Annotated in this window: 11 protein-coding genes and 1 other RNA gene; 3 read left to right on the top strand and 9 right to left on the bottom strand. The window is 36.4% G+C overall.

What is annotated here, in order from left to right:
- The first annotated feature begins 507 nt into the window (after positions 1 to 507).
- The 3 genes from HE1_RS03295 (at position 508) to HE1_RS03290 (ending at position 2,204) form a co-directional block, all read left to right on the top strand.
- Complete coding sequence (locus HE1_RS03295) at positions 508 to 1,278, top strand: hypothetical protein (RefSeq protein WP_162480265.1); 771 nt, start codon at positions 508 to 510, stop codon at positions 1,276 to 1,278.
- Between the two features lie 91 nt (positions 1,279 to 1,369).
- Positions 1,370 to 1,750: a transfer-messenger RNA gene (ssrA, locus tag HE1_RS07250) on the top strand.
- Positions 1,751 to 1,766: 16 nt separating this feature from the next.
- The gene (locus HE1_RS03290; RefSeq protein WP_052567290.1) at positions 1,767 to 2,204 is read left to right on the top strand and encodes a ClpXP protease specificity-enhancing factor SspB; all 438 of its coding nucleotides are present in this window, start codon (positions 1,767 to 1,769) and stop codon (positions 2,202 to 2,204) included.
- 329 nt (positions 2,205 to 2,533) lie between these two features.
- Here HE1_RS03290 and HE1_RS03285 read toward each other — a convergent pair whose 3' ends face one another.
- The 9 genes from HE1_RS03285 to mraZ all read right to left on the bottom strand — a co-directional run bounded on the left by HE1_RS03285 (position 2,534) and on the right by mraZ (position 7,215).
- Positions 2,534 to 2,812, bottom strand: a complete 279-nt coding sequence (locus HE1_RS03285) for a transposase (RefSeq protein ID WP_035544712.1) — start codon at positions 2,810 to 2,812, stop codon at positions 2,534 to 2,536.
- Complete coding sequence (locus HE1_RS08865; protein WP_162531230.1) at positions 2,784 to 2,942, bottom strand: hypothetical protein; 159 nt, start codon at positions 2,940 to 2,942, stop codon at positions 2,784 to 2,786. The genes HE1_RS03285 and HE1_RS08865 overlap by 29 nt, the downstream gene beginning before the upstream one ends.
- Before the next feature lie 201 nt (positions 2,943 to 3,143).
- Positions 3,144 to 3,344 carry a hypothetical protein gene (locus tag HE1_RS03280; RefSeq protein ID WP_035544709.1) on the bottom strand — a complete coding sequence of 67 codons (201 nt, stop codon included), beginning with the start codon at positions 3,342 to 3,344 and terminating at the stop codon, positions 3,144 to 3,146.
- A 534-nt stretch (positions 3,345 to 3,878) separates the two neighbouring features.
- Positions 3,879 to 3,977: a hypothetical protein gene (locus HE1_RS09965; RefSeq protein WP_278243237.1), complete on the bottom strand. Its 99-nt coding sequence runs from the start codon at positions 3,975 to 3,977 to the stop codon at positions 3,879 to 3,881.
- The gene (locus HE1_RS03275; protein ID WP_035544706.1) at positions 3,968 to 4,159 is read right to left on the bottom strand and encodes an IS630 transposase-related protein; all 192 of its coding nucleotides are present in this window, start codon (positions 4,157 to 4,159) and stop codon (positions 3,968 to 3,970) included. The genes HE1_RS09965 and HE1_RS03275 overlap by 10 nt, the downstream gene beginning before the upstream one ends.
- Positions 4,160 to 4,518: 359 nt before the next feature.
- Positions 4,519 to 5,397 carry a glutamate racemase gene (locus HE1_RS03270; RefSeq protein ID WP_006288226.1) on the bottom strand — a complete coding sequence of 293 codons (879 nt, stop codon included), beginning with the start codon at positions 5,395 to 5,397 and terminating at the stop codon, positions 4,519 to 4,521.
- A gap of 47 nt (positions 5,398 to 5,444) precedes the next feature.
- Complete coding sequence (gene ftsL, locus HE1_RS03265; protein WP_024161425.1) at positions 5,445 to 5,759, bottom strand: cell division protein FtsL; 315 nt, start codon at positions 5,757 to 5,759, stop codon at positions 5,445 to 5,447.
- A 130-nt stretch (positions 5,760 to 5,889) separates the two neighbouring features.
- The gene (gene rsmH, locus HE1_RS03260) at positions 5,890 to 6,759 is read right to left on the bottom strand and encodes a 16S rRNA (cytosine(1402)-N(4))-methyltransferase RsmH (RefSeq protein ID WP_006288228.1); all 870 of its coding nucleotides are present in this window, start codon (positions 6,757 to 6,759) and stop codon (positions 5,890 to 5,892) included.
- Between the two features lie 6 nt (positions 6,760 to 6,765).
- Positions 6,766 to 7,215 (bottom strand): division/cell wall cluster transcriptional repressor MraZ, encoded by a 450-nt coding sequence (gene mraZ, locus HE1_RS03255; RefSeq protein WP_006288229.1) that lies wholly within the window; start codon positions 7,213 to 7,215, stop codon positions 6,766 to 6,768.
- Positions 7,216 to 7,710: the final 495 nt, after the last annotated feature.

The following is a 7,710-nucleotide window of genomic DNA, read 5'->3' as shown; positions in this document are numbered from 1 at the left end:
AAAAAAAACGAATGTTATTATAAAAAATAAAAAACTATTACCGTTTTATTTGATTTTGTCTACAAAAACACAATATAAAATAAAAAAATTCTGATTCAGTTCTTGATTTGTAAGTTTAAAATTTTAGCAATCATGTGATGCTTTTTAACCTCAAATCTCTTTGAGCATTTAACCTTTAGTAAACTAACTATACAGTACTAAATAATTTATGAATAATAAATAAGGCAAAAATTAAGGAGAGTTATGAAAGTGGTTTTTGGCTCTGAAGATTTTAAGAGCGTTTTGATAACACGATTTTTATTCGATTATTTATTCAAGACGGCGCCCTTATTCCCAAAAATACGTAAAAAAGAGATAAAGAAGAGATTTTTTTTTGAGCACTCTAAGATTTTCCAAAATCTGATAAATTTTACAAAATCTTTTATTTTTTTTGTTCCTGTTTTGACCCCTCAAAGAGCCTCCTGTTTCAAAAAATGCGGTGTTCCTTGCGCTCGAGAAGGAGGATTTATGGGACTGAATTTAGGATACTGCTCAGGAGCTTTTAATAATTGCCCAACGCGAGGTATGGGAAGCGAACTGGCAGCGATAGATATTGAAATTCCTAAAGGTCCTATGGGAGTTGGGTATATTCGCCCGGATCAACTTCAAGATGGGGTCTCTCAAAATGGGTTTGTTGCAGGTATAGAAACGGGCTATGACTTCAAAATCTCGGGACAGTCTGGAAAAGGATGGATGCTGGGGTACTTTTTAAACGGCTCCTTAAGCACAACATTAGGAAAAGCTGCATTTCCAGGAAGTTATCGTTATCCTGATGAAAATAATGATGCAGCGCCCTCTGCAGTACATTTTGAAGAAAAATTGCTTATAAAGAACAAAGGATTCTGGAGCACTGGTCTTCGATTTGGCCCTCTAGTTCGACGCGTGTTTTTTTATGCGAAATCAGGATTCATGATGACGCGCACAGGGATCAGTCTTGAAAGAAGCACCTTAACTCGCCTTGTGGTTCCTTCCAGAGTATATTGGTTTAAAGGAGCAGTTTTGGGAGTTGGGGCAGATTTTCAAGTAAGTCCCGTATTTTTAATGGGAATAGATATTACCGCAAATATATGTGGTAAAAAAAAAGCTACAGTTGCGTTTACTGATTTAGGAGGAGCAGTTCTTGTAAATCTTCGCCCTGTTTACACTCAGGTCCTGCTAACGCTAAAGTACAAATTTCCTTTAAGAGCTCGCTTAAATAAACCTTCTGCAGTTTCTTCTGTTTACCGTCCCTCTTGGTAGGTAATGATCTTTATGAAAACGTTAATTAATAAGACTTTGATTTACAAGCATAGCTTTTTTCTTCTAAATTTTTTCCATTTCTGGCCTAGTCTCTATTGCCCTAAAATAAAAAATATGTTAGAGTAAAGGAGCCATTTGGCTATAACGATAAACACTATAAGCAGTAGACGTTGCGGACCCGGGGGCAGAGCCCGGCGCCTCCACCTTATGAGATGGATATTCTTTTTATGTGGGGGCGAATTAGGATCGACGTGCGTTGAACCGTATAGCTTTCGTTCACCATGGTACCGGTGTTTCGGGCCAAAAACATAAATGCGAACTTTAATAACGCATTTGGCAAAGTATTCGTGAAGAATGTTGCAAACAACAGTCTTTCGGGTCGTGTAAGGTATGCTGTAGCAGCTTAGAGCGCTCCAGTAGACTAACACTAAGTCAGCGGTTTTGGGAGCGCCGGGCAACAGAAAGCTCCCAAGATTGAGAGAGGAGACATGCAATATCATCTATGGGTTGAAGAAGGAAAATACAGCGTTGTTCGAAAAGCTCTTCAGTTTCTTGCAAAAAAAACAGAAAAACCACCTCAGCTTTATTTTACCTTTGATCCCAGAATTTCTGGTGTACAAATGGATAAAACGTTGCGTATTAAGTATACAGAGGAAATGACCATTTTGTTACATGACCAATTTTGGAATTTACGGATCAAAGATGACCTTTTTTCTGTGGAGTTAGCTTTTGACGAGCATCAACACCTAATTGTTGTTCCCTTTAAAGCGTTACGATCTTTTATTGACCCGGATGAAAAATTCGCTCTTCAATTTTATCCCGCTCAAGAAAAAAATTTAGCACATTCAGAATCTGAGCAAGAAAAAGATTCCAAGGTTATTATTTTAGATCGTTTTAGAAAAAATCTTTCCGAATCTTCTGATTAGTTTGTAAGGTAGGTATTTAATGTAAAAAGACACGCATTGTACACAAAACAAACGATTTGATAATCTCTGGTAACGCGTCACGCTTTAAAAAAGAAAAATGGTTTTTATATATGGGGGGGTGGTTGCTTATTGCGAAAAAAAATCTGAAAAGCATTTTTATGTTGATTTATGGAATAAAATACCCCTCCCCATAAAGTAAAAAGTTTCAGATTAATCCATTTTACACTGATTCATTAAAAGTTTTTTTCTTACCCCCCCCTTTTTTTTCATACTCCCCCTCACTTTTTTTCAGGTAGTTTAAAAGATCTCTGAAATCAAAGAATAAGAGTTTATCTTTGATCCACCTGAGTCCCTTTGTGAAGTATGAATAACAAAGGCGCTCTGACTGTTTTTTTGTAAGCACATTCTTGTGTAAGGCCCGTTATAAAAGCGTATAAAATAGCAACAGCGACAATGGTCATAAGTTTGGAAAGTCTTCCCAAATCTTTCATAGGGGGATTTTCAAGGTTAACCCCTTGCGTTTTTATAGTTCTGAACAGCCGTTCAATGTCCCATCTTTGTTTGTTTAGTACCCGGTTTTTATCTTGAGCAAATGACAAGGTGCTCATCTTTAATCTTTTTACCTACGATACCCCCCCTAGGATCGTCCAGCATGTTATACAGATGGCGGCTTTCGTCCGTATTTAGGTGAGTAAAAAAATCCTTCAAAGGCTTTTTAGAGGTGCCGAAGTTGGCCAATGGATTATCTTTTATACGGATAAAAAAGGGATCGTGTAGTCACACAAATAAGTCACACAAATAAGTGATCCAATTTTTGCCCACAAATTCGCGATCAGCTGAAAAGGAGAGAATTTTATCGCCCCCAAAGATTTCCTTAAATTGGTTTAATAAGCTGATGCGTGCTTGGGTGTGCGAATTTTTCTGGTGATCAAGCTTGCTCTAAAACAAAGGAAATGCAATCTTTCCAACTCTAACAGCTAGTACGAGGTAATTGATATTCTGCGTTCCAAACTTCCAATTGGTGCCATCGAGCATTAAATGCATTTTAGGAACTTGCTCCAAAATGCTTGATATCAAGGCTTTTGAGAAGAGTCCAGAATCAATTCCTTGTCCTTTTAAAAAAACGCCTGACGCGTTCAAGCTTGGATTTTATTGAAGCTGGAGAGTTCATCTTGTGGATCAGCGCAGGATGCTGAACCTTTCGCTGATCGATCATACTAAGTACGAAGGTTCATTTGCATTAAACATTGTTGTTAATTTTTAATAAAATAGGCTGTCTTTCGGATCTTTTAAAGACCCTTCAAAAAATTGAGGGGGAGTATGATCCATAATGATAACTTGGCCAGGTTTTAGTTCCTTGATCAGAAATTTCTACCCAAGCTTAGAATAATACTGCGTCGCAAGATCCGTTAAACCCCATTGGTGCTATCGGCCTGTTATTAACCAAACCGGCAATACTATTTGTTCTTTGATCCCACTCTTTTTGCCAGCCAACTTTTTACTTTTTCTGCCCCAACCTTCTGTCTTCGCACATAGCCATATCAATGCCGCTTTCATCAATATATACAATATTTGGATACGCCATATATTTATCGATTCTTGATACTAACTTCGCTTTTATTTGCTTGTTTCCACGTAGGAAAAGTCTTTTTTTTAAGCTATAGCCTAATCTTTTTAACCAGTAACTGAGTGTACCCCAAATTCTTGAGCAGCTTTTTTCAAGGGTATATCTTGGTTTTCTTTGACGTACGCTTCAAACTTCTCTAAGTCAATCTTTTTTCTGAGCCACCACGCCTCTTAGGAAAATAACTGCCTTCTTGTCTGCATTTTTTATGCCACCCGCCTATCACTGATACATTGATTTTAAATAGTTGCGATGCTTTAATATACCCGTTCTCCTCATCTAAATATTCTATTCTCCTTTGTCTTAAATCGTTGCTGTAGCTCTTTGTCATTTTCCTTTTGTTTTAACAAAAAAATTACACCCAATTCAACCTAAATTACTATAGCCCTCCTTCCTCTCTGATTTCTAACTCTCTGCGTCTAAAATTTACTGAATATCTCATAAAATTATTAATTAAAATCATTTTATTTAGCTTTTGCTATATAATCATCGCTGCAGAAATAGAAGAAGATTTGGACTTAGATTTTAATCTTATTTTTGCTATCTATACTATGGAGTTAGTTAAGTAACAGTTTACGAAGAATTCTAATAAAGTTCAATTTATTAATGACTTTCACTACGTCAAATCCCTCATTTCAAAAAATATTGAATACGCTTAATTTTAATCCATAAATCTAAACCACAGCACTTTTAACTAACGTCAAAAAAATTTACAGACTTCCAAAGTTTTGTTGGAGAAATATACTCAACCCCAGAACATTTTCCTGAAAAGTGTTTAATAAAGTGTTCTAACTGGGGTGCAAGCGCCCCATTCGTAATTACTCGAATCTGATTTGAATCTATTAAATTTTTTGGCTTTCTTCCTCCTTTACGCTTAAGAGCCCCGCATAGTGCAGAACTGGGATCTAATCTTAAACACTTAGAAGGAAGGCAGGCCTTTAATACTGCATCCATCTCAGAAAAATGCGTACACCCGTAAACAATAGCAGAAGTGTTATAAATATAAGGCAATATTTCTTTAACTGCCTTGTATTTTTCGTCTTCATCTTGGGATTCAATGGCCAATACCCATGAAGGACAAGCCACAACATGAAGAGTCAATCTAGGCATCTTTTGAAGCAAATGAGCTTGATACACGCCACTATCAAGAGTTCGCTGAGTTGTTAAAACTGTAACTTCTGAAATACATTGTTCTGAAACCGCCTCTTGAATTACTGCGTACAAACTTTCTGCCATGCTTATAAAGTAATTTGAAGGCACAATATTGTTGGCTTTTAAACACGTCGTACTGGTATGGCAGGCAGCAACAATTAGAATACATCCTTGTTTTTCTAAAAATTTTACATTGTTTTGAGATAATTGCACAACAGAATCAGAGGATCGCTCTCCATAAGGCATATGATGCAAATCTGCAAAATACACGAAACGTCTGTCGGGCATAGCTCGATATAGGTCTAAAAGTACTTTTATTCCGCCCAATCCGCTGTCATAGATTCCAATAGGATAATCAAGAACATCTTGAAGTTTATCTTGTAACTCTCCCAAAATAAGACAAGAAGAAAAAGACAATGTTGGCTCCTTTTATTGAGTTGATTTAATGATTTTTATTCGTTAACCTAGAAATGAGTCCCAGAAGAGGAATCAGAACCTTGTTTTGCGACAAAGACTGTATTTGGCCACTGTATAACTTGATCTAAATTTAGTTTTCCCCAATGAGACCAATGATGATTAATTAATGCTTCAACTCGCTCAGGACGTGTTAAATAGCACCACTGACTTTGAAGAATAGAAATTTGTTCCTCTAATTGAACGCATTGACTTTGGGCGGTTTGATATTCTCGCTCTAACGCCATGACCTGATATTTTACATGAAATAAAAACATCCCTGACAATGTGGCCATTATAAAGGACGAACATAACACAATTTTCATAAATCCACCTCTTATTAACTGTATTGAACCTGAACAACGATCGTTAGCGCTTCAACACAAAAATTTACTATTTTTATTAAAATTATTCTTGATAACATTTTTTCACAAAAAAACGTAGTGTGTGCTAGATTCATAACAAGGCCTCACACCGTTGCACCCAGCGCAATTTGGCAGAGCGCGATCTGGGATTTTCTTTGATTTCCAAATCAGTAGGAATTATAGGTTTTTTTGAAAATCGATACTGGTCTTTAGAACAAGCTTGAATGGCTCGTTTTACAATGCCGTCTTCTAAAGAATGAAAACTAATCACAATTAAGATACCAAAAGGTGCCAAAGAAGAAATAGCTTTAGGAAGAGTTTGAAACAACACCTCCAGCTCGCGGTTTACGACAATACGCAATGCTTGAAATACACGTGTAGCTGGGTGAAGATCAAATGTTTTTTTTCTGATCCCCAAAGCATTACAAATGCATTGCGCTAAATCTGTAGTGGTTTCTAAAGGTCCTTTATGATTTTTTATGATTTTTGCAAAATAACGTGCGCGACGTTCTTGACCATACGTCCAAAATATATTACTCAATTCTTTTTCTGACGCATTTTTTAATATATCTTTTGCTGTAATTCCTGATTTGCTCATACGCATATCTAGAGGTCCACAAGACCGAAAAGAGAATCCTCTTTCTGGTTGATCTAATTGAGGGGAAGAAACTCCCAAATCTAATATCATCCCGGATATAGGCTCATGAATGTGATGAACAAAATTAGAAAAACAGTCCTGTACCCATAAAATATTTTTATAGAAATTTTGAGATTTTCCCCAATTAATGGCTTCTGGGTCTTGATCAAAAGCAAAAATTTTACTTTCGGGAAAGTGTTTTAGCAAAAGATTTGTGTGTCCCCCCCTTCCAAAAGTTCCATCCACCACTACAGGAAAAGAAGGTATCTCTTTTAATGTTTTTAACAAACAATTAATTTCTTGAAAGAGTACAGGAATGTGCATCTGTCTTTACACCATTGCTCTTAAGCCGTGTTCTTTATTTTTTAAGCGATTTCGAGCTGAGTTTTGATAATCTAAAAATGTAGAAGGATTCCAGAGCTGAAAACTTTTTCCTCTTCCAATAAATGCCACCACATCGGTGATTCCGGCATAAGTACAAAAAAATTCGGGTAATTGCACGCGCCCTTCAGAATCAAAAGGAAGTTGGTGAGAATCTGCAAAAATGCTTGCTGTCCAATCTTCATAATCTTGAGAAAACACGTCCAATTGGTCTAAATCCTGACTAAGCTTTTCCATGCGCGCCATACTAAATCCTTCAATCGCTTGAAGTGTTAAGGAGCGAAATACAACAATTCCCTGAAAAGCTTGCTCACTTAAAACTGCTCTAAAAGAAGCAGGAACCGAAACACGCCCTTTTTTATCGATCTTATTTTGAAAAGTTGATAAAAATAATTGCACTTATTTATAAAATCACACCTTATGACTGTATTAAGCATTGCATGGGAATATCTGGGAGTCAATGGGATAATTTGGGTTTTTTCTCCACAGAGTTATCCACACCCCAAAAACACTCAATTTGTCCTTGGAAATCAAGGGGTTTTTGCAAAAAATAATAAGAGTTATCTACAAAATATCCACACATGGGGACAAGATTATCCAGGCCTCTTAAGGGTTAATTAGCATGCCTTAATGAAAAGTCAATATAAAAACAATCCCCAACGAACGAATGAAAAAATTATACGCGTTCTACCTTGAAATCACTTTTATGACGGCCGTTTAACAAATTTCCTTCCTAATAACTAATATGGACTTTTTAGAATGGGAGTGTTGCGAGATAAGGTAATTTTTGGTATAAGAAGGAAAAAATCAAGGCAAGGTGAAAGAAGTGTCGAGCACGCAAATAACAATGGTAAGTTTAGAAGAGTTAGTAAGTAAGGACCATCAGTATAGGAA

This window comes from Holospora elegans E1, assembly GCF_000648275.1.
In the GTDB taxonomy this organism is placed as follows: Bacteria; Pseudomonadota; Alphaproteobacteria; order Holosporales; family Holosporaceae; genus Holospora; species Holospora undulata_A.
The sequence above is the reverse complement of the archived record's forward strand: the minus strand, read 5'-3'. Positions and strand labels throughout refer to the sequence as shown.